The 19,991-nt window shown below is 69.6% G+C and carries 17 protein-coding genes; 8 read left to right on the forward strand and 9 right to left on the reverse strand.

All coding sequences use genetic code 11. From position 1 onward, the window contains the following. Positions 1 to 47: 47 nt before the first annotated feature. On the forward strand, positions 48 to 1,046 hold the full coding sequence (locus tag ACFY1J_RS21285) for an NAD(P)-dependent alcohol dehydrogenase (RefSeq protein ID WP_390707926.1): 999 nt from the start codon (positions 48 to 50) through the stop codon (positions 1,044 to 1,046). A gap of 33 nt (positions 1,047 to 1,079) precedes the next feature. On the opposite strand, the gene ACFY1J_RS21290 is transcribed toward ACFY1J_RS21285, so the two are convergent. After that, positions 1,080 to 1,493, reverse strand: a complete 414-nt coding sequence (locus ACFY1J_RS21290; RefSeq protein WP_390707927.1) for a VOC family protein — start codon at positions 1,491 to 1,493, stop codon at positions 1,080 to 1,082. 270 nt (positions 1,494 to 1,763) lie between these two features. Between ACFY1J_RS21290 and ACFY1J_RS21295 the strand changes: the two genes are divergently transcribed. Beyond that, positions 1,764 to 2,756, forward strand: coding sequence for a phospholipase D-like domain-containing protein (locus tag ACFY1J_RS21295; protein WP_390731665.1), 993 nt, complete (start codon positions 1,764 to 1,766; stop codon positions 2,754 to 2,756). A gap of 58 nt (positions 2,757 to 2,814) precedes the next feature. Here ACFY1J_RS21295 and htpG read toward each other — a convergent pair whose 3' ends face one another. The 3 genes from htpG to ACFY1J_RS21310 form a co-directional block, all read right to left on the reverse strand. Further along, positions 2,815 to 4,713 (reverse strand): molecular chaperone HtpG, encoded by a 1,899-nt coding sequence (htpG, locus tag ACFY1J_RS21300; protein WP_390707929.1) that lies wholly within the window; start codon positions 4,711 to 4,713, stop codon positions 2,815 to 2,817. Positions 4,714 to 4,883: 170 nt separating this feature from the next. After that, positions 4,884 to 5,747, reverse strand: coding sequence for a choice-of-anchor K domain-containing protein (locus ACFY1J_RS21305; protein ID WP_390707930.1), 864 nt, complete (start codon positions 5,745 to 5,747; stop codon positions 4,884 to 4,886). Between the two features lie 20 nt (positions 5,748 to 5,767). After that, complete coding sequence (locus tag ACFY1J_RS21310; RefSeq protein WP_390707931.1) at positions 5,768 to 6,382, reverse strand: hypothetical protein; 615 nt, start codon at positions 6,380 to 6,382, stop codon at positions 5,768 to 5,770. A 704-nt stretch (positions 6,383 to 7,086) separates the two neighbouring features. Here ACFY1J_RS21310 and ACFY1J_RS21315 point away from each other — a divergent pair. From ACFY1J_RS21315 to ACFY1J_RS21340, 6 genes are all read left to right on the forward strand, one after another. Further along, the gene (locus ACFY1J_RS21315) at positions 7,087 to 8,415 is read left to right on the forward strand and encodes a serine/threonine protein kinase (protein ID WP_390707932.1); all 1,329 of its coding nucleotides are present in this window, start codon (positions 7,087 to 7,089) and stop codon (positions 8,413 to 8,415) included. A gap of 169 nt (positions 8,416 to 8,584) precedes the next feature. Beyond that, complete coding sequence (locus ACFY1J_RS21320) at positions 8,585 to 9,670, forward strand: hypothetical protein (protein ID WP_390707933.1); 1,086 nt, start codon at positions 8,585 to 8,587, stop codon at positions 9,668 to 9,670. Further along, a complete protein-coding gene (locus tag ACFY1J_RS21325) occupies positions 9,663 to 11,315 on the forward strand; it encodes a polyprenyl synthetase family protein (RefSeq protein ID WP_390731666.1) in 1,653 nt (550 codons plus the stop codon). The genes ACFY1J_RS21320 and ACFY1J_RS21325 overlap by 8 nt, the downstream gene beginning before the upstream one ends. Beyond that, entirely contained in the window at positions 11,312 to 12,010 is a 699-nt protein-coding gene (locus ACFY1J_RS21330) for a hypothetical protein (RefSeq protein WP_390707935.1), read from the forward strand. Before ACFY1J_RS21325 ends, ACFY1J_RS21330 begins: the two co-directional genes overlap by 4 nt. 132 nt (positions 12,011 to 12,142) lie before the next feature. After that, complete coding sequence (locus ACFY1J_RS21335) at positions 12,143 to 12,613, forward strand: hypothetical protein (protein ID WP_390731667.1); 471 nt, start codon at positions 12,143 to 12,145, stop codon at positions 12,611 to 12,613. Between the two features lie 214 nt (positions 12,614 to 12,827). Further along, positions 12,828 to 14,978 (forward strand): FUSC family protein, encoded by a 2,151-nt coding sequence (locus ACFY1J_RS21340; protein WP_390707937.1) that lies wholly within the window; start codon positions 12,828 to 12,830, stop codon positions 14,976 to 14,978. Between the two features lies 1 nt (position 14,979). On the opposite strand, the gene ACFY1J_RS21345 is transcribed toward ACFY1J_RS21340, so the two are convergent. The 5 genes from ACFY1J_RS21345 to ACFY1J_RS21365 all read right to left on the reverse strand — a co-directional run bounded on the left by ACFY1J_RS21345 (position 14,980) and on the right by ACFY1J_RS21365 (position 19,894). Next, complete coding sequence (locus ACFY1J_RS21345; RefSeq protein ID WP_390731668.1) at positions 14,980 to 15,678, reverse strand: hypothetical protein; 699 nt, start codon at positions 15,676 to 15,678, stop codon at positions 14,980 to 14,982. A gap of 79 nt (positions 15,679 to 15,757) precedes the next feature. Then, positions 15,758 to 16,627, reverse strand: coding sequence for a carbohydrate ABC transporter permease (locus ACFY1J_RS21350; RefSeq protein WP_390707939.1), 870 nt, complete (start codon positions 16,625 to 16,627; stop codon positions 15,758 to 15,760). Continuing rightward, entirely contained in the window at positions 16,624 to 17,583 is a 960-nt protein-coding gene (locus ACFY1J_RS21355) for a carbohydrate ABC transporter permease (RefSeq protein ID WP_390707940.1), read from the reverse strand. The genes ACFY1J_RS21350 and ACFY1J_RS21355 overlap by 4 nt, the downstream gene beginning before the upstream one ends. Beyond that, positions 17,577 to 18,917 carry an ABC transporter substrate-binding protein gene (locus ACFY1J_RS21360; RefSeq protein WP_390707941.1) on the reverse strand — a complete coding sequence of 447 codons (1,341 nt, stop codon included), beginning with the start codon at positions 18,915 to 18,917 and terminating at the stop codon, positions 17,577 to 17,579. Before ACFY1J_RS21360 ends, ACFY1J_RS21355 begins: the two co-directional genes overlap by 7 nt. Beyond that, the gene (locus tag ACFY1J_RS21365; protein ID WP_390731669.1) at positions 18,914 to 19,894 is read right to left on the reverse strand and encodes a GNAT family N-acetyltransferase; all 981 of its coding nucleotides are present in this window, start codon (positions 19,892 to 19,894) and stop codon (positions 18,914 to 18,916) included. Before ACFY1J_RS21365 ends, ACFY1J_RS21360 begins: the two co-directional genes overlap by 4 nt. Positions 19,895 to 19,991 lie beyond the last annotated feature (97 nt).

Consider the following 19,991-nt stretch of genomic DNA (forward strand, 5'->3'; position numbering starts at 1 on the left):
GAACGCCTTACGACGTAAGGACCGATGCGGCCCCCGAGGGGAAGACCATGAAGTCGATCGTCCAGGACCGCTACGGCGCTGCCCCCGAGGACGTTCTCCGGCTCGCGGAGACAGACAGGCCCACGATTCAGCGTGACGAGGTCCTGGTGAAGGTGTACGCGGCCAGCGTGGACCGGGGCACCTGGCATGTGATGGCCGGACTTCCCTATCCCGTCCGAGCGGCGGGGTTCGGCCTGCGCCGGCCGAAGTACGCCAACCCGGGCCGCGCTCTGGCTGGAACGGTCGAGGCCGTCGGCGCCGATGTGACCGGCGTCAAGCCGGGAGACGAGGTGTTCGGCATCGGCAGCAGCTCGTTCGCCGAGTACGCGCGCGCCCGCGCCGACAAGCTCGCCCCCAAGCCGGCAAACCTCTCCTTCGCCCAGGCGGCCGCGGTACCCGTCTCCGGACTCACCGCCCTGCAGGCCGTTCGCGACCAGGGACGAGTGGGGCCGGGCCAGAAGGTGCTGATCGTGGGAGCGTCGGGCGGCGTGGGTACGTTCGCCGTGCAGATCGCCAAGGCATACGGAGCCGAAGTGACGGCTGTGTGCAGCACCGCGAAGACCGCCCTGGTCAGCGCCCTCGGCGCAGACCACGTCATCGACTACACCCGAGCCGACGTCGCTGACGGCACCGTCCGTTACGACGTGATCCTGGACATCGCAGGCAACCGCCGGCTGTCACATCTCCGCCGCGCCCTCGCCCCGAGGGGCCGGCTCGTGATCGTCGGCAGCGAGACCGACGGACGTTGGCTCGGCGGCACGGACCGCCAGCTCCGGGCTCAGCTGCTGTCCCCGTTCATCGGCCAGAGCCTGGGCACCTTCATCACGTCGGAGAACGGCCAGGACCTGATCGCCATCCGCGAGCTCATCGAGTCCGGCAAGGTCACACCCGCCGTCGACCGGACCTACCCGATCGACGATGTCGCCGCGGCCGTCCGCCACATGCTGGACGGGCGGGCCCACGGCAAGCTCGTCATCGGCGTCCAGGCGCCGACGGGAGGAGTCTGATGTACGGCACGGCCTGGTGGCGTGCGCCCGCGGTCAGTTCTCGGACCCGCCGATGTTGACCATCCAGGGAACCCCGAAGCGGTCCTTGCACATGCCGAACACATCGCCCCACATCTGCTTCTCCAGCGGAACGGACACGGAGCCGCCCGCGGACAGCTTCTCCCAGTAGCCGCGCAGCTCGGCGTCGTCGTCACCGCTCAGGCTCACCGCGAAGTTGTCGCCGATGGTGCGCTCCATACCCGGCGGGGTGTCGGCACCCATCAGGGTGAAGCCGCTCGGGGTCTCCAGCATGCCGTGCATGATCTTGTCGGCAAAGGGAGCGTCCTGCTGGCCGAAATCACCGAAGACGTTCAGGTCCAGGGTGCCGCCGAAGACCTCCTTGTAGAACTCCATCGCCTGGCGGGCGTCGCCGTCGAAGCTGAGATAGGGGTTGAGCCGCGAGGTCATGAGTACCTCCCTGAGCGGGACAAATGGCCTGATACGGACAGGCTAGCGCGGGCGCGGGTCTGTGGCCCGCTGCCGGCTACGAAGTTTTTGCGATCCCTCGGGAAGCGCATTAACCACCTCCCACCTGCGTGAAGTCCGTTTTGCTCGCCCGCGCGGCCACCCGGTAACGCCGAGTTCACCTGCTTCCCTTCCTCGACGTTCTACGCGCGTGCTGTCATGCACGCGCTCGCCATTCCCCGAGGTGAGCATCAACTCGCCTAGGAGTCAAGCATGTTGTGGAAGGTCCTCGGCCGCGCAGCTACCGCCCTCACTGCCGGGGCAGCCGTACTCGCCACCGCCGTCCCCGCGGACGCCGCCGTCTACTCCGCCTTCGCGTTTTCGCGGAGCGGCGGGCAGCCCACCATCTACGACTTCGTCAACTCGGCCACGACCTCCCTCGACATGACCATGTACGAGCTGGAGGACACCACGGCCGTCAACGACCTCATAGCCCTGAAGAACAAGGGCGTCACCGTGCGGGTGATCCTGGACCGCCAGCACCAGTCAGCCAACGGCGCGGCGTACACAGCCCTGACGAACGCGGGCGTGGGCGTGAAGTGGTCGTCCTCCCGCTTCGTCTACACCCATCAGAAGACCATCACCGTGGACGGCGTCAAGTCGCTGATTCTCACCGGCAACCTCACCTCCCAGTACTACGCGACCAGCCGTGACTACGGCGTGTCCGACAACGACACCCGAGACGTCGCCTCGATCGAGAAGGTCTTCAACGCGGACTATGCCGACTCCGCGATCACCCCGACCGACGGCGACCATCTGCTCTGGTCCCCCACGGACTCCCGCAACCGGCTGCTGTCCTTCATCAACGCCGCCACCGCCTCGCTCGACGTCGAGGAGCTGGAGCTGAGCGACAGCGCCGTGGTCGACGCGATCGTGGCGAGGGCGAGGGCCGGCGTCGCCGTGCGGGTCGTCCTGGAGAACCCCGCCGGCTACGCCAGTGAGGTGTCCGCGATCAAGGCCGCCGGTGGCACCGTCGTCGGATACTCCGACCCCAACGGCTTCTACATCCACGGCAAGGCGATGGTCGCCGACTACGGCCGGGCCACCCAGCAGGTGGAGGCCGGTTCCATGAACATCAGCAGCAACTCGCTGAACAACAACCGTGAACTGGGCCTCATCCTCACCGGCACCGGCGTCGCCAACCCCGTGGCCATCACCATCGAGACCACCTTCAACAGCGACTACGCAGGCGGCACCGCCGCCTAGGACCGTACGGCGACGGAGCCCCCGGGCACCTCTTTCCAGGTGCCCGGGGACCACCCCGCTAGAGCGTGCGCTCCATTCGCTCAGCCACCAGCTTCACGAAACGGGCGGGCTCCTTCGGCTGGCCGCCCTCCGCGAGCAGTGCCAGACCGTGCAACAGCACGGCGGTTTCCACGAGTTCGGCGTGATCCTCGCGCTCCTTGTACGCCTGGTTCAGGCCCTGCACGAGCAGGTGACCGGGGTTCAGCTCCAGGATCCGCTTCGCGGTCGGCACATCCTGGCCCATCGCCCGGTACATGTTCTCCAGCGCCGGAGTGAGGTCGTGGGAGTCGGAGACGACACAGGCCGGGGAGACGGTGAGCCGCGTCGAGAGGCGCACGTCCTTCACGTCCTCCCCCAGCTGCTCCTTCATCCAGCCGAGCAGACCGGCGTACGCCTCGGCCTGCTTCTCCCGCTCGCCGTCGGCCTGTTCGCCGTCCTGCGCGTCGAGATCGATCTCGCCCTTGGCGACGGACCGCAGCCCCTTGCCCTCGAACTCCCCCACCGCATCGACCCATACCTCGTCGACGGGGTCGGTGAGCAGCAGGACCTCGACGCCCCGGGCCCGGAACGCCTCCATGTGCGGGGAGTTCTCGATGCTCTGCCGGGACTCGCCGGTCATGTAGTAGATGTCGTCCTGGCCGTCCTTCATCCGCTCCACGTACTGCTGGAGCGTGGTCGCCTCGTCCTGCGCGTGCGTACTCGCGAAGGACGCGACGGCGAGCAGTGCGTCACGGTTGTCCGGGTCGCCGAGCAGCCCCTCCTTCAGGACCGGGCCGAACTCCCGCCAGAACGTTGTGTACTTGTCGGCGTCATTGGCCTTCATCTCCTTGACGGAGGACAGCACCTTCTTGGTCAGCCGACGCTGGATCAACCGGATGTGCCGGTCCTGCTGGAGGATTTCACGGGAGACGTTCAGCGAGAGGTCATGCGCGTCGACGACGCCCTTGACGAAGCGGAGGTACGGCGGCAGCAGCGCCTCGCAGTCGTCCATGATCAGTACGCGCTTGACGTACAGCTGCAGGCCGCGCCGGAAGTCCCGGGTGAACAGGTCGTGCGGTGCGTGCGCCGGGAGGAACAGAAGAGCCTGGTATTCGAAGGTGCCCTCCGCCTGGAGGCGGATCGTCTCCAGCGGGTCGCGCCAGTCGTGGCTGACGTGCTTGTACAGCTCGTGGTACTCGTCGTCGGACACCTCGTCACGCGCGCGTGCCCACAGCGCCTTCATCGAGTTCAACGTCTCGGGGTCGGGCGTGCCCTCGCCGTCCGTGGCCCCCGGAACGAGCCGGATCGGCCAGGTGATGAAGTCGGAGTACCGCTTGACGATCTCCTTGACCGTCCACACGGAGGTGTAGTCGTGCAGCTGGTTCTCGGGGTCGGCCGGCTTGAGGTGGAGCGTGACGGCCGTGCCCTGCGGGGCGTCGTCGGCGGTCTCCAGGGTGTAGGTGCCCTCGCCGCGCGACGTCCAGCGGGTGCCGCTGCTCTCCCCGGCCCTCCGGGTCACCAGGGTCATCTCGTCGGCCACCATGAAGCCGGAGTAGAAGCCGACGCCGAACTGTCCGATGAGTTTCTCGGCCCCAGCCGCGTCCTGGGCCTCCTTCAGCTCCTCCAGGAAGGCGGCCGTACCCGAGTTGGCGATCGTGCCGATGAGCCGCCCGACCTCGTCGTACGACATCCCGATGCCGTTGTCCCGGACGGTGAGCGTACGGGCATCCTGATCGATCTCGATCTCGACGTGCAGGTCGGACGTGTCGGCGTCGAGGCTGTCGTCCCGCAGCGCGGCCAGGCGCAGCTTGTCGAGCGCGTCGGAGGCGTTGGAGACGAGCTCCCGCAGAAAGACATCCTTGTTCGAGTAGACCGAGTGGATCATCAGCTGGAGCAGCTGACGGGCCTCAACCTGGAACTCAAACGTTTCGGTCGGCATGCTCGCGTGTCCCTCACAAGTACCTAGGTCACCGGAAACAGGTGAGAGTCACTTTAAATCACCAAGTCAGCGCAGCATCACCGTTGTTCGGCGAACTTCCGCACCGCACCCTGGATGTGCCCGCTGCCCGGACACATCCAGGAACCCCGGCGGGGGCCGGTGAGGAACCGCTACGGCGCCGCCGTCTTGTTGAAGCCCTTGTCGAGGTAGGGGTACTGGTCCACGACGAAACCATTGTGGACCAGGCGGCCGATGCCGCCCTCGTCACGCCAGACCTGTTCGCAGGAGCCGAAGGAGAATCCGCCGAACTCCTGGCGGACCTCGTCGGTGTAGACCCGGTAGCGCTGGCCGGGCTGGATGACCGTCCCCGGGGGGAAGGTGTAGGTGTGCCCCGTGGGCTTGGACTCCACGACCCAGCCGGTCAGGTCCTGGGGCGCGCCGCCCTTGTTGAGGATCTCGATGTACTCGTCGGGCTGGCCCGTGCCCTTGCCCAGGTAGCGCAGATCGGAGATGATCACGTCCGGCTCGTCGAAGGTGAACATGCAGACGACCTCGGCGAAGTTGACTCCGCCCTCGGGGCTGCGGAACTGCCGGACGATCTGGCCGCCCCGCTTGAACCCGCTCAGGACCGCCTTGTACTGCTTCCCGTCGATCGTGACGGGCTGAGGGTGGATGAACTCCTGCAGGTCGACCAGATCGTCGTCCACGGGACTGCTGCCGGTGCTGTTGGGTGTCTCGTAGTGATGGAAGGCGAAGTTCAGATCGGTCGTGCTGCCGTCCTCGAACATGACGTTGACGGTGAGCATGACGTTGAACTTGCTCGGGCTGACACTGGTGGGGAGATTGCGGTGCACGAAGGTACCGACGACGAACTCGGTGCCGTCGAGCTGGACGTCCGCGGCCGCACCGCGGAACTGGTACCCGCTCTGGGAGCCGCTGCTGCCCCACCTGACGTCTGCGGTGCCCAGCCCGTTGACCGGGGAGATGGCGGGGCTGGTGGTCGGGAAGACGCCGGAAGTGACGACGGTGGTCATGGTGTCTGACTCCTGCTCTCTCAGTCCTCGTCCTCGATGACCTCGGCCTTGAGCTTGGCCGGGGGTGCGGTGCCGATCTGGGCGACGCCGTCGGTGTGGCGGCCGGGCTTGGCGCCGTCGACGGCTTCGAGACCGCAGGTGTAGACGATGCAGTCCTTGTCCTGGTCGGTCGTGTTCAGGTGCACGTGGTAGGTGAAGGTCAGCGTGCGCCCGTCCTCGCTCACCTTGGCCTGGACGGGTGGCAGGCTGCCGCCCGTGGTCTGGTCCATGCGCTTGTACTGGGCGCCCACCATGCCGTTCCAGCGAAATCCGGTGGGGGCGGTGAAGACGTGCTCCCGTTCGCCGGCGTCGACGGTCTCGGTCCAGTTCGGTGTGCGGACGCAGATGTTGATGGTGGTGCCGAGGCCACCGGGTGCGTCCTCGACCCCGCCCTCCTGCCACACCACGAGGTCCAGCTTCTGCGCACGGCCCTGTTCGTAACCCCAGTCGTAGCCGTTCGCGTAGTGGTCCTTCTCGCCGCGTGTGCCGTCGCGCGGCGGGTCGGCGTACGGGCGTCCGGCGAGCGCGTCGGCACGCCCCTGTTCCTCTCCCCGTTTGTAGGCTTCCTTCTTCGTGGACTGCACGTCAGTGGTCATCTCCGGGTCCTCCTGGGGCTGTGATCGAACGTGCGGTGAAAGGGAGACGCCCTGGCGCGGCCACCCGGTCCGGCCCGCGGGGGCAGGCAGGGGCGGGCACGGCATGCCGCGCCGGTTCACGGAGCACGGGACGCCATGGGAGCGGTGTCCCCAGACGGAACGCGGAACGCCGCCAGGGGCTACGGCCGGGGTGTTGCGCAGGCATACGGATGCACCGGGCCGTCATCCGCCTCCATGGTTAGCCCAGGTCTGCGGGCGATATGCCGTCGTTCCTCCGTTTGGAATGAGGGATCGATTCTGCATCACTTGTTCGAGTGGAGCTGGGGCACGCGGGCGCACGGAATGCAGTGCGCAGCAGCCACGCGCCCGTTGACCGCTCTTCCCCCGTGCGGGTGGAGCGCTCGGTGCGCTGCTCTCGCGGTTGTGGCCCGGCCGGTATTCAGGGGGTGGCAGCGACGGCTCGGAAAGGAGACCGACATGCGGGTGACGAGGCCGTGGAAGGTGAGCGACGCCGAACGTGCACCACTGCGACGGTGCCGGGTGGTGACGGCGTGACGGCGAAGGCAGCGGCCCCGACGCGGGAGCGGTGCTCTTCGGACGAGCACGATCCACTGGTCACCGTGGCAGGAAACGGCACTGCCGGATTCTCGGGCGACGGGGGGTCGGCCGCACAAGCGCAGTTGGCCTTTCCCTCGGATGTGGCCGTGGGCCGAGGGGTCGTCTTCATCGCCGACCATGCCAACCACCGGGTGCGCCGAATCGACGGTTCCGGTGTGCTGACGACGGTCGCCGGTGACGGACTGCGGGGCTTCGCCGGGGACGGCGCGGACGCGGTGCGGGCCCGCCTGGGCTTCCCGGCCGCCCTCGCGGTCGACGCGGACGGGGGTGTGCTCATCGCCGATGAGATGAACCACCGGATCCGCCGGATCGACCCCTCGGGTGTCATCGACACGGTCGCGGGAGACGGGTGCCGCGGCGGCGACGGCGACGGCGGTCCCGCCGACCGCGCCCGGTTGGACGCCCCGTGCGCCCTGGCGGTGGACGGCGCCGGATCGCTGTACATCGGCGAAGCGGGCAGCCCCAGGGTGCGCCGAGTCGGTGTTGACGGCGCCATCAGCACGGTCGTCGCGGCAGACGGGCGTTCAGATGCGGCCGACGCCGGCGAGGCATTCCTGCCCGCAGGTCTGGCGACCGACGCGTCGGGCCGCCTGTACATTGCCGACCCGGTGGGCCGTCGGGTGCTGTTGCTGGGCACGGACGGGACTCTTCGGGTGCTGGCGGGGCCGCCGGGCGGGAACTCCGACGTCACCGCAGTCGACTGGAGTGCCCCGTGCGCCGTGGCGGTCGACGCCCAGGGGGTCGTCCACGTCGCCGACATGAACGGACACCGCATTTGGCGGCTGGCCGACGGAGTGGCCCGCGCCGTTGCGGGGCAGGACCCGGCAGTCGACATCTCGCTGGCCTATCCGTGTGGTCTGGCCGTGGACCCGGCGGGACGACTGCTCGTGGCGGACAACTTCCACCACCGGATCGTTGCCCTGCCTCTCGCCCCCGGTGCCTCTCAGGTCGCCGAGCCGGAACCGGAGGAGAACACCACCGCGGAGACGGCCGCTCGGCTGCTGGTGCGCCAGGAAGTCGGGGTGGAAATCCCGCGCGGCGGCAGCGAGTTGATCCATGTGCGGGTCTCCTCCACGGACGCCTGGGCCCCCGGGCGCGTGGAGCACCGCTTCACCGCTCCGACGGGGCTCTTCTTCGACGGCCGGGCGACATGCGCGTACTACCGCGTGGACGGCTCCGTGGTCGCCGCTCCGGAGCCGACGGCAGCCGTGCGGGAGGGCGGCAGGTCGCTGTCCATGACGGACGAACCTTGGCTGAACACCCCCGGCAATCCGGCGGCGGCCCTGGTGTACACCCTCGGCGTACGGGCCGGGACGGATGCCCGGCCGGGCCGGTATGCCGACGGGCGAGCGCTGATCGCGGGCCGGCCGGAAGTACGCCTGAGAGCAAGCGTTCTTGGAGACGACGAGGACTAGCAGAAGGTCGACGCAGAACCCGGAGCCGTCTGTGGCGGAGTGTCCGCCACAGACGGCTCTTCGCGCTTCAAACATCGAATATGCAAGTGAACGTTTCTTTGCTCCCAGGTCACCCGCTCGAACGTCACATGTTGTAATTGCAATGCCACGTTGCGTTAGCTTTCGGGACGTGTCCACGCCGATCCTCGCGAGACTCGGGCCCCCGGGGCCGTTCCCGCACACCCCCCTCACCCATCCACTCGACCGCAAGTGGCTCCACTACGCGTTCCTGTCACGGTGCGGCCGACAAGCCCTGATCGCCAACCTGTCCGTCCTGGGCTCCTCCACGGGCGCGGTTTTCGCGGATCCCGGCGCTCCGGACACTGGACGGCGCAGTGGTACCGGCACGGCGGCCGAGGGCCAGCACATGGCGATCCTCCTCGTCTACGCGAGGGATCGCGGCTGGAGTGCCACGCAGTTCAACGCCGACCAGCCCGAACTTCCCTGGTCCGCCTTCCGGTTACCACACCCGCACGGCGCGTCCGGCGCGTTCCGGTTGGCGGCCCGGTCGGCGGCACCGGCGGCCGATGTACGGCTGACCCGGACGAGCAGGCCGTGCACCTCGCAGTGCGCGCCCTTCGGTGAGGACGAGCACCTGCGCTGGCAGTCGGAGCCCGGCATCCTGGGTGCGGGCACCCTGAGGCACGGCGACGGCACGGCCACGGAGACGGAGCTGCTGGGCTACCACGAACGGGTGCGCGGCCGGTGGTCCTGGCCCACGCTGGGGGGCTGGGTGTTCGGCTTCGTCAACGACCCGTCCGGCCCCACCGGCGCCGCCCCGCCCTTCGCGGTGGTCTTCACCTTGATCCAGCCCGAGTACCCGGCGGACGCGGCCAACGGATCGGTCATGCTGTGGCGCGACGGACGTATGATCCGTCACTTCCCGCGCCGCAACCTGCGGGTCGCGGTCAGCGGCATCCTGGACCGCGACCGGGTGGTGATGGTGCCGCCGCTCGCGGGCACGCTCGGCACCCCGCCGACGGCAACGGTCCCCGGTCGGCTGCTGATCACCGCCCGGCTGGGCGATGACCGTCTGGTGCTGGACTTCCGCTCCCACACGGCGGGCCGGATCGCCAACCCGTCCGAGACCAGCCTGCACCCGTTCAGCGTGCACGAGACGCTGGGCCCGTGCACGGTGGAGGGCCGGGTCGGCTGGCACACCATCGGCTTTCACACCGAGGGCATCGTGGAGTTCGCCGGTGGCGCCCATGACTGAGACCGTGCCCGCGTTCACCGGTGCCCGGCTGCTGGACGAGACCCTCGCCGCCCTGTCCGACCGGGCGCCGGCCATTCTCGCCGCCGCGGCCGACCAACTGCGCGGCATCCGGCTCGGCCTGCGGTTCAACGACGACAGCCACGCCACGCTCACGGCACGGCACAGCCGTATCGTCGTACGCCAGGACCGGTGCCCGGATCCGGACGTCGAGGTCGTCTTCGACAACCGGGCCATGAATTTGCTGTTCGACCTCCAGCGCCCGCCCGTCGACCAGGTCCTGCCCGACAGCCTCGACGTGCGCGGATCCCGGGAGGACACCCTCGCGGTGTGGCGCGCCTTCACGCTGCTGTCCCAGCGTGCGGCGGGGCTGCGCAGCATGCAGGAACTCTGGGGCGCCTACCGCGAACAGGCCCCCCGCCTGTGGGGCGGTGCGGCGCCCGCCGCCGTGGAGGCGGCCGTCGCGCCGGTCGACTGGACGGCGCTGGACTTCCTCGCCCGGCGCTCGCCCGAGGACGGGCCCGCGCCACTCGCGCTGATCGGCGACACCACCGTCAGGCCTCCGCGTCTGCTGTGGGACGGCCGCACCAGTACGAGCTGGTCGCTGGAGGACACCGTCCGCGACGCGGACCTCATGGAGACCATGCGCCGGTGCCGGGCCCGCACCAACGAGGAGATCGAGCGGCTGCTGCCGGACCGGGAACCGCGCGCCGAGCTGTACGACCTCATGCGCTCCTACCCCGCCCGGCAGGGCAAGGGTCTGCGGCCCACCCTGACCATCGCGGCCTGCGCCGCCTTCGGCGGACGGCCCAACGACGCCGTACGCGCCGCCGCCGCGTTGGAGCTGTTTCACAACGGCTTCCTGGTCCACGACGACATCGCCGACGAGTCGACCCATCGGCGCGGCCTGCCCACCATGCACGAGCAACACGGCCTGGGCCTGGCGGTCAACGTCGGCGACGGGCTGAACCTCCTCGCCGTCGACGCCGTCCTGTCCAACCTCGAAACACTCGGCCTGGTGCGCACGCTCGGGCTCATCCACGAGGCGCTGCACATGTGCCGGGAGTCCATCGAGGGCCAGGCCATGGAGCTGGGCTGGATCCGTCACGACGTCGTCCCCGAGGCCGACGACGCCTACTTCACGATGAGCACCAAGAAGACCGGCTGGTACACCTGCATCAGCCCCTGCCGCATCGGCGCCGTCTGTGCCGGCGTCACCGACCCCGCCGTACTCGGCCGGTTCGACGAGGCGTTTTGTCTCATCGGCATCGCCTTCCAGATCCAGGACGACATTCTGAACCTGGTCGGCGAGGAAGCCCTCTACGGCAAGGAGCCCCTCGGCGACCTGCTCGAAGGCAAGCGCACCGTGATGCTGATCCACCTCTTCCGCACCGCCCACACCCACGAGCGGCCCCGCCTCTTCGACGTCCTGCGGCAACGCCGCGCCGACAAGACCCAGCAGCACGCCGAGGAACTCCTCGCCGCCATGCGGCGGCACGGCTCCATCGAATACGCCACCGACCTCGCCGACCGGCTCGCCGCCGAAGGCATCGCCCGCTTCGAAGAAGACCTGCGGATCATCCCCGAGAACGATGGCAAAGCCGTCCTGCGGCAGATCGCCCACTACGTCACCTCAAGGCCACTGTGACCACCACGACCACACCCCCGCCGGCCGACGACACCACCGGCCCGCCGGCCCCGACCGACCACCGGGCCTTCGCCTTCCTCGGCCAGGTCAACAGCTGTCTGCGCCAGTGCCTGTGCACTCTGGCCCGGCACGGCGTGGCCCTGCGCCGGCGCGAGCCCGAACGGGCCCGTGTCCTGCTCGACACGGTCCGGCCCTGGCCCCTCTACAAGGGCGGCCAGTTCCTCTTCGACCTCATGGAGTGGGAGGACCTCATGGTCGACGGCGAGCCCCCGCCCCTGATGTCCGCCGAACGGATCGTCTCCGCCTGCACGCTGCCCGTGCAGTGGCTCGGCGCCGCCACCGCGGAGGCCCCCACCGCGGCGAGGATGATCCCCGGACAGCGCACCGCCGCCGCCCTGGACCTCCCCCTTCGCCTGCTGGCCACCACCGCCCGCGCGGCCCTCCAGGGCGCCGCCATCGACCTCACCGACCTCCTCGGCATGCCCGCGGCGCAGGGCGAAGCCGACGACGACACGCGACACGACGCCGCTGCGGACGCCGGCGCCGGCGTCAAGGACTCCGAATCCGAACCGCCGCCCTTGGAAGCGGGGTTCTACCTCTACGAGGACATCATCCTCGGCGCCCTTGTCGTCCTCGGCCCGCTTCTGGCGGAGCACGCACCCCCCGCCATCCCGCCCATGCCCGGCAGCGACTGAACGCACGCCTGCTCCCGGCGCCCAGCGGAGCTCACGCCGCCCGTCATCACCCCGACGGCAGCCGCGCCCGCCACAAGCCCGCCACCGGCGGTTCCGTTCACGCGGACAACACCCATCCACAGAAGGGCAACCATGGCCACGCAGACTCAGGCACCCGTCAAGCCGGGCTCCGAGAATCAGCTGTACATCCTCCAGCAGGGCATCGTCGAAGACGCACCGGGCGGTGTACCGGCCCACCTCAGCTTCGGCGTGCTCAGCACCGTCCCCGACCCGGTGAACCCCGGCGACATCAACTTCGCCCTCAAGGCACCCACCGGCTTCGCCTTCACCGGCTGGCTCTCCTGGGCCTACCACGATGTCAACACCCTCCAGGCGAAGGGCAACCTCAAGACCACCCAGGGCACCCTGGGCGACGGAGGCCGCATGCTGACCTTCACCCACAACCCGTACCTGTCCACCAACCAGGAGTGCATCGGCTACGCGGCCCAGGTCACCGCCGTCGACGGCGCGACACCGGGCCGCTACACCGACGGAGAGCTCCGCGTGGGCATGGCCACCCCCGTCAAGCTCAAGGGCCGGGTCCTCGACCCTGACGAGGACTGATCCCACCGACCCACCCCCCATCGGTGGCTCCGGCGCTGAACCCGGAGCCACCCACGGTCCCGGGGGCCATGGGCCGGCCAACGGCGGCGCGCCACCCGATCGGCGCCGGGAAGGTGCCGGGTTCCCGGTCGTACGTGATCCTGTAGGGGTGTGGGGTGTGCCAGTCGGCCGGATCCGGGCGGCCTACGCGTCCTCGGGTCGCCGGGCGCTCCGCGTGACCTTGGTTGCCTCGGTCGCCTTCTACCTCTTCCGCTACGGCCTCGATCGACCCGTCGCCGCCACCTACGCCCTGTTCGCCACCGTTGCGCTGGGCGGACTCTCCAAGATCCCCGGCAGCGGCCGTCAGCGCGCCGCGCTGACGCTGCGCCTGGTGCCGGTGTGCTGGGTGCTGGTGGTCGTCGGCACCTATCTGTCGGTACGGACCTGGAGCGCCGTCGTCGGCATGCTCGTGGTCGGCTTCGCGCTCGCCTTCTCCGCCGTGGGTGGTCCACGTCCGGCGGGGGCGGCACCAGGCCTGCAGCTCCTCTACATCCTCCCGTCCTTCCCACCGTACGATCCCGGCTCGCTCGGCGACCGGCTGATCGGGACGACCACGGGGCTGGCCCTTTTCATCGCCGCCGAGGCGCTGATCCTTCCTGAGCCCGCTCCGCCGTCGTACCGGGAGCGAGCCGCCGAGGCCGCGCAGACCGCCGCGCACTGCGCGACACTGCTCGCCGCGACTCCGTACGCCCTCGAGGACGCGGACATCCGGGCGTTGAGCGACGGCGCGCAGGCGCTGCGGTCCCTGAACGTGCCGGAAGCGGAACGTCCCGCCGGACCGGGAGTGCACGACCGTGCCCTCGCCCACATCGGGCTGGCCACCCGCACCCTGCTCAGCCGCCTGGAGCAGTTGCCCGCCGCGCCGGCCGTCGGTCCCGGACCAGACGTGACGGGCGTACTGGAGGCGGTGGCGCGGCTGGCCACGGCCACCGCGGCCTGTCTGAGGTCGGGGCCGTCGCCCGTGGTGGCGTACGAAGAACTGGTCACGGCACGCGCCCACCTGTCGGCAGTGTCCGGCGGCGCCGCCCCCACGATGACCTCGGCCGCCGTGGTCACCGGCGGGAGCGATCCCGCGCCGGAGTTCCCGCCCGCAGTTCTGCGTCGGCACGCTGCCGTGCTGGAGATCGCCGACGCTGCGCTCACGATGGCCACGGCGGCGGATCTGGCGGTACGAGGCCGACGGGCCGCGGTGCAGGTCTCGCCGAGTCGCTTCTGGTACGCCACTGCCTGGGCCCCGTGCCTGTGGTGGCACCGGCTGCGCGGCCATGCCGGGCGCCGCTCGGTGTTCTTCCAGAACGCGGTTCGCATTTCCCTGGCCCTGACGGCGGCCAGGTTCGTGTCCGGGGTGGACACACTGCCCCACGGGTTCTGGGCCATGCTGGCGACCCTCACCCTCACCCGGACCACCATGGACGAAACCTGGAGCACCATCCGGGTGGCGCTTGCGGGCACCTTGGCCGGGGCTCTGGTGACCGCGGGGCTGCTGGACCTGGTGGGGCCCCACACCTTGGTGTATGCCGCCGTACTGCCGATCGGGATGCTGTTCGCCTTCACGGTGGGGCCGGTCAGAGGAGTCGGCTGGGCACAGGGCCTGTTCACCGTGGTCGTGGCCCTGGTCTTCGCCCAGCTGGCGCCGCCGACCTGGCGGCTGGCGGAGGTCCGGCTGCTGGACGTGCTGGTCGGCAGCGCGATCGGCGCGGTCTTCGGTCTGCTGGCCTGGCCGCGCGGGGCCCACAACGAGCTGTGCAATGCCTCGGCGGAACTCCTGCGCAGGGCGGCCGAGATCGTGGTGGCGACCAGTGCCTCGGTGGCGGGAGGCGGGGCGGCGGCCGCGCCGTCCGGGGTGCCCGGCCACCGGTCGCTCCAGCACGCGGTCATCCTCGCGGAGTCCGCGTACGCGCAGTACCAGAGCGAGCCGACACCCTTCGGCGGACCGACCAGGAGCGTGGCACTGCCCAAAATGGACTGGCAGGCGACGCTGATGGCCGGCCATCACACCCTGTGGGGGTCGGAGCGGCTGTTGGAGCCGCCGCTCACCGCAATGGGCCCGGCGCCGGCCGACTTGGTCGGCGGCCTGGGGGACCGGGTGTGCGGGCGTATGTTGCTGGTCTCGGCAGCGCTGGACCCCGGGGACGACACCCCCACCGCGCCCGTGCCGCTGAACGACCCGGCCTTCAAGGGGTTCGCCACGGAGCCGCCCGGCGCACCACGGCTGTACTACGCGACCGTGTCATGGCTGGACGCGCTGATGCACGATCTGGCACGGGTCGCACGCAGCGGCCCCGAAGCCGTGCAAGGCGGACCGACCCCTGCGCGGCCAGGCTGACTCATGCCTGCTTTGCCCCGCAGAACGGGCAGTTGGCGCTGTTCGCCTTCATCAGGAGTGTGGGAAGAGCGCCGTTGAGGATCTGTTCGCGCGGCAGCGTGAGGTTGAAGTGCTCCTCGATGGCGGCGAGGCACGCCCGATGGGTCCTGCGTCGGTCGTCCCAGCGGTCTTCGGGGTCGTCGAGGGAGAGACCGGCCGCCGTCAGCCTGGCTTCGAGTGCGCGGGCCGGCTCCGGGTCCCCCTCGACCCTGCTCGATCCCCATGAGCCGTCGAGGTGCAGGTTGAAGTGGCACAGTGGGCGGCCGTCGTGCTCGTAGGCGAAGTAGGGCGGCACGGGTTTGCCGTTCTCCTCCTCGTACCACAGGCGGAACACATGGGCGCCACCGCGGGAGACGGGCGGTTGGGGCCCGAACTCCGCGTACCAGAAGCCGTGCTGGACCACATAGGCCCACTCGCCCGTCTCGCCGTAGCGCAGAGCGATCGCGTCATGGGTGTCGCCGAACAGCCCGGTCATGACATCGTCGGCCTGGCCGGCGGTGAGGTTGCCCAGGAAACGTGGTTCTTGGAGGTTCCGGCCGAACCGGGTAGCCGCCACACGCCGGGCCAGCGTGTCACCGGCGAGGTCTTGAGCGATGATGACGCTGTAGCCGCCCCAGTCGACGGACTTCGGTTCGGCGAGCCAGGTGATTCCCTCGGTCATGACGATCACCTCAGCAGGCCCGGAGCACACTGGCTATGGCGGAGGCCACAATTCCGAGCCGCCTTCCATGGACGAGGCCTCACTTGAGGCCGCTGAGCATGACGCCGCGGATGTAGTACTTCTGCAGCAGCAGGAAGAGGATCAGGACCGGCAGGATGCTCAGCACGAGGCCTGCCATGACGATGGGCATCGTGCGGGTCGGGTCGACGTAGTCCTGCAGGAGCTGGATGCCGACGGGCAGGGTCATCACGTCCGGGTTGGCGGTCGAGACGAGCAGCGCCCAGATGTACTCGTTCCAGGCGTCGACGAAGGTCAGCAGCCCGAGCGTCACCACGACCGGCTTGGTCTGCGGCACCACGATGCGCCACCACACGGCGAACTCGCCTGCCCCGTCGATGCGCGCGGCCTCGAGGACCTCGTCCGGGATCGAGAGCATGAACTGGCGCGTCAGGAAGATCCCGAAGCCGTTGACGAGGAACGGCACGGCAAGCGCCGCGATGCTGACGGTCAGGCCCGCGCCACCGCGCCCGAACAGGTCGTTGCCGCCCGCCAGTGGCCAGTGCACAAGGATGAGGAAGTGCGGGATGAAGAAGAGGAACGGGGGGAACATCATCGTGGACAGTACGAGGCGGAAGATGAAGTTCCGTCCGGGGAAGCGGAGTTTGGCGAGCGCATAGCCGGCGAGTGACGACGTGAGCAGCACCGATCCGGTGATCACGGCGGTGGCGATGACGCTGTTGCAAAAGAGCACCGGCAGATCGAGCTGCTCGATCGCCGCCCGGTAGTTGGACAGGTCGAACGCCTGGGGCAGGAACCGGTACGGCAGTGTGGCGGACTCGCCGGGCCCCTTGAAGGACGTCATCACCATGTCGAGGAACGGCACCACCGTCAGCACGGCGCCGGTCACGACGACCAGGTACGAGAAGAGCGGGAAACGGCGGCGGTTCATGCGTCCTCCCCCTTGCGCCGGAAGATCCACAACTGCGCCAGTGTGACCGCGAGGACCACGACGAACAGCACGAAGGCGGCGGCGCTCGCGATGCCCCAGTTGCCGTACGAGAAGGCCTGTCGGTACAACTCCAGCGCGGCGACGTTGGTCGCGTCACCCGGCCCGCCCTTGGTCATCACGATGATCAGCGCGAACGACTGCAGGCCGGTGAGGAACTGGGTGACGCACACGAACAGCAGGGACGGCCTCAGCAGCGGCAGCGTGATCTTCCAGAAGACGGTGACGGGCCCGGCGCCGTCGAGCGCGGCGGCCTCGTAGTACGACTCGGGAATGGACTTCAGCCCGGCGGTCAGGATGAGGATCGCCGAGCCGACCGACGCCCAGGCCTGTACGACCACGACCGAGGGCAGCGCGGTGTCCGGGTCCTGCAAGAACGCCACCGAGCCGAGACCGAGGGCGTTGAGGACGCCGTTGACGAGCCCGCCCGGCTCGTACATGTACTTCCATACGTTGCCGACGGCGACGACGGTCGTGACGATCGGCAGGAAGTACAGGGTGCGCCACAGGCCCTGGAACCGCAGGTTGTCGATGCAGGTGGCGACGAGCACGGAGCCGGCGAGCGCGAGGGCCACGGTGCCCAGGGCGAACAGCAGCGTGTTGGTGAGGATCGGCGCCAGGAACGTCGATCCGTCCGCGAAGAGGTCGGTGAAGTTGTCCAGGCCGACCGGATCGATGTCACCGAGGTCGAACCCGGCCCAGCGGGACATCGACAGCAGCAGCGCGAAGCCGAGCGGCAGGATCAGGAACACCGCGAAGAACAGCAGCGTCGGCGCCAGGAAGACGTAGGCGACGACGACCTGGCGGCGCCGGGTACGGCTGCGGCCGTCGACGGCGAGCCCGGCGGAGCTCGGGCTGTGCGCCCGCTCGGTCGTCATGGACGTCAGGGTGTTCACCATGCGCGCGACACCTCCTGATCGACCTGACGGCGGGTGGTGCGCAGTGCCTCGTCGACCGACTGCTGACCGGTCCACAGCGCCTCGATGTTCTTGCGCAACAGCGACTTGGCCTGCTGAGCGCCCGGCACGTTGGGCTCCGGTACCGCATAGGCCAGCGCGTCCAGGAACGGGCGCAGGTTCGGATCGCTCCCCTCGCTCAGGAGTGTCCGCATGTCGTCGGCGCGGCCGGTCAGCGAGCCGACCGACACCTGCAGGGAGCTCATGCGGGTCGCCGTTGTCACCTTCTTGGCGCTCTTCACACCCACCTTCGCGGTGTTGAGCCAGCGCAGGAAGTCCCAGGCCGCGCGCGGGTGTTCGCTGGCCGCGTTGACCCCCAGCATGAAGCCGGTGGAGAGGGTGGCGCGCTGGTCGCCCGCCTCGGGCACGGGCAGCGGCGCGACGCCGACATCGCGGTAGTCCTTGCCCATCAGGGGCTTCAGGCTCCCGGTCCACCAGCCGGCGCTGATCACCATGGCCACCTGCCCGGACGGAAACGCCTTGTAGACGTTGACGCCGGGGGCGCTCGCACCTTTGGTGACCAGGCGGTGCTCCAGATCGAATACGGCACGTCCGGCCGGCGAGTCGATCGCGGTGCTCCTGCCGTCCGCGGAGACGAACGTTCCGCCGGCGGCGTTGAGGAGGGCGAGCGTCTGGCCGACGGTGGTGGAGTCGTCGTACGTCGACAGCCCGAAGCCCTGGACCAGCGTGTTGCCGTACCGGTCCCGCCTGCTGGTGCGGTAGGCCGCTTCCTCCAACTCCCGCCAGGTGCGCGGAGGACCGTCGATGCCTGCCTCGCGCAGCAGCCGTTTGTTGTAGTAGAGGGCGTACGTCTGCATCTCGGTGGGGTAGCCGTAGAGTCTGCCCCCCACCGATGAGGAGCCGACCGCGGCCTCGCCGTAGCCGTGTCTGATCTCCTCGGCGTGCTCGGGGGGAGCGGGTCGCAGGACGCCGGCCCGGACCAGTTGTCCGGTCCACAGGCAGTACGGGTGGAGGATGTCGGCGCCCTGGCCCGCGGCCTGCCTGACCATGAACGTGGTCAGCAGATCCGTGAACTCGACGGCCTTCGTCTGCACCTTGATCCGGTCGTGCGTGGCGTTCCACTCGTCGACCGGGCCCTGCAGGGCCGCCTTGAGCTCCCCGCTCGCGTAGTGGGAGAGCAGGGTGAGGACGATCGGATCCCCGGGCCGCCCGGTGCCCTGGTGCGGCGCGGTACATCCGGAGGCGAGCAGCGCCGAGGGGAGCGCTAGCGCGAAGTGACGGCGGCTCAGGCCGTGGGTGCGCCGTGCCCGCGTCATGGGGTGGCCTCCCGCCGCATCACACGGAACAGCCGGGTCGTGGTGAAGCCGGCTTTGCGGTACAGATGGCCCGCCGGGGATCGCTCGCCGGTCCACAGGAACCACGCGGAGTGCGCACCGCGCGCCCGCATCCGCTCCAGGACCAGATGGAGCAGGACCTTGCCGAGCCCGGTGCCGCGCATCTCCTCCAGCACACCGAACGGACCGAACCGCTCGACCACCGACTCGTACGCACCGTGCATCGCCCAGCCGACGAGGCGGCCGGAGGGTTCCCGGACGACGACGATCCGGTCGAGCGGCGTGCCCGCGGCCAGACACTGCCGGATGACGCGCGCCCAGTCCGGGTTGAAGTGGTTCCCGGCGAGGGCGACGAGTTCCACCAGGTCGTCGTCGGACGGGGTGGCGAACCGGTGGCCCTGCGCCGTCAGTTCGTCCAGGCGGCTTGCGACATCGTCCGGGAGGCGATGGCCGACGAGGCCGCGGTCCATCGCCGCCGCCTCGTACAGGGTGCGAAAGCCCAGCGAGTCAAGGAGCCCCGCCGCCTCCGGGTACGCCTCGGCGTCCAGGCCGGGGAGGATGTAGTTCGGGGTGTACGAGGAGAAGTCCACCCGGGTGCGGCCGTGGTTGTGCAGCCAGTCGAGGGCGTCGGTCAGCAGCCGCCGCCCGAGGCCGCGCCCGCGGGCCACCGGGTCGACGAAGAAGAACGGGATCCAGCCCTGCTCCGGCTCAAGGTCGGTGCCGGTCATCGGCGTCAGACGGCGCACCGCGTAGGCGGCGCCGACGACACGGTCGCCGTCGACGGCGACCCGAAGCCCCTCGGGGTCGAAGTTGGCGTCGAGCAGCACCAGGGAGCGGAAGCGGTCCGGGGTGATGGGGTCGGCAGGCGCACTTCGACACCACGCCTCCACCAACTGCGGGCCGTCCCCCGCGCGAAAGCCGCGCATCGCGGCAGGGGATGTCGTCGTGGGGTCGGTCATCGGCGGGGTTGTCCTTCCATGGGTCCGCGATGGCGAGTTGGGGGACTCGCCTGCCATCGCGCGCCCCTACGGAGTCTCGCGTCGGTGCCGGGCCGGC

It is taken from the genome of Streptomyces sp. NPDC001406 (assembly GCF_042895285.1).
GTDB lineage: Bacteria > Actinomycetota > Actinomycetes > Streptomycetales > Streptomycetaceae > Streptomyces.